Source organism: Leisingera sp. F5 (assembly GCF_001593695.1).
The window spans coordinates 1-1,375 of sequence record NZ_LUKH01000992.1; the positions used below are offsets into that span (position 1 = coordinate 1).

General features: G+C 63.6%; 1 protein-coding gene and 1 pseudogene. Both read right to left on the reverse strand.

Going from position 1 to position 1,375, the window contains the following annotated elements; genetic code table 11:
- Positions 1-126: 126 nt before the first annotated feature.
- On the reverse strand, positions 127-555 hold the full coding sequence (locus tag A2I95_RS38190; protein ID WP_291737620.1) for a heme-binding protein: 429 nt from the start codon (positions 553-555) through the stop codon (positions 127-129).
- Between the two features lie 114 nt (positions 556-669).
- A pseudogene (locus tag A2I95_RS38195) lies at positions 670-1,375 on the reverse strand (malate synthase G); the annotation flags it as partial.

A 1,375-nucleotide genomic window follows, 5' to 3' on the forward strand; every position in this document is an offset into this window, starting at 1 on the left:
GCCATATTCCGCTCTTCTTGTGCTGTATAAAGAAGAACCTAGCCCCCTGCGGGCGCCACATCAACGGGGAGCACGGCGCAACAGACTGTTCAGCCGCGCACAACGCTGCGGAATGTCTGTGCGAAGTCAGATCTCGCCCTGCAAACCCGCCGCCTCAATACCGGCCATGGCCGCGACGGCATCATTGTCCGAGCTGTCGCCGGTGACGCCAACCGCGCCGATCACAGTACCGTCCGTGCCGCGCACCAGCACCCCGCCCGGCACCGGCACCACTTGGCCGCCATAGACCCCGTTCACCGCCGCCATGAAATAGGCCTGCGCCTCTGCCCGGGCCATCTGGGCGCTGCCGGCCATGCCCAGCATGACCGAGCCATAGGCTTTGCCATGGGCAATGGGGAACCGGCCCGGCGCGGCGCCGTCCTCGCGCTCGAACGCTTGCACATGGCCGCCCGCATCCAGCACCACTACTGACAGCGGCTTCAGCCCCATCTCATGCCCTTTGCCCAAGGCCGCACGGATGATTGCGCGCGCCTGATCCAGTGAAATCTCAGCCATGGGTGTCTTTCCTTCCGTTCGCGTGACGTCACGGAACAGAAAAGGAGGCCAAAAGGCCCCCTTTGACTACCCCTTATTGAGGGGAAACTGTTTCATCCGGTCAGTTTGCCGCGGTCAGCTAGCAGCTTCCTGCGCCTTCAGCTCCAGCCGCCGGGCGTGCAGAACCGGCTCGGTATAGCCGGAAGGCTGCACCCGGCCCTTGAACACTAGATCGCAGGCAGCCTGGAAGGCGATGGTGTCGAACCCCGGCGCCATCGCGCGATAGGTGTTGTCGCCGCGGTTCTGCTCATCCACCACTTTGGCCATCTTGCGGAGGGAGCCCATCACCTCGTCCTCAGTGACAACACCATGATGCAGCCAATTGGTGATATGCTGGGCGGAAATCCGGCAGGTGGCACGGTCCTCCATCAACCCGACGTCGTTGATGTCCGGCACTTTGGAGCAGCCGACGCCCTGGTCGATCCAGCGCACCACATAGCCCAGGATGCCCTGCGCATTGTTTTCCACCTCACGCGCGATCTGGCGCGGTGTCCATTTGCGGTAAGTCGCCAGCGGGATTTCCAGGATGCCATCAACATGGGCGCGGCGGCCGCCGGCCATAAGCCGCTCCTGCACCGCGAATACATCGACCTTGTGGTAATGCAGCGCGTGCAGGGTGGCGGCGGTCGGGCTGGGCACCCAGGCACAGTTGGCGCCGGATTTCGGGTGTTCGATCTTCTGTTCCAGCATTGCCGCCATCATGTCGGGCATCGCCCACATGCCCTTGCCGATCTGCGCCTTGCCGCTCAGCCCGCACTCCAGGCCGATATCCACATTCAGG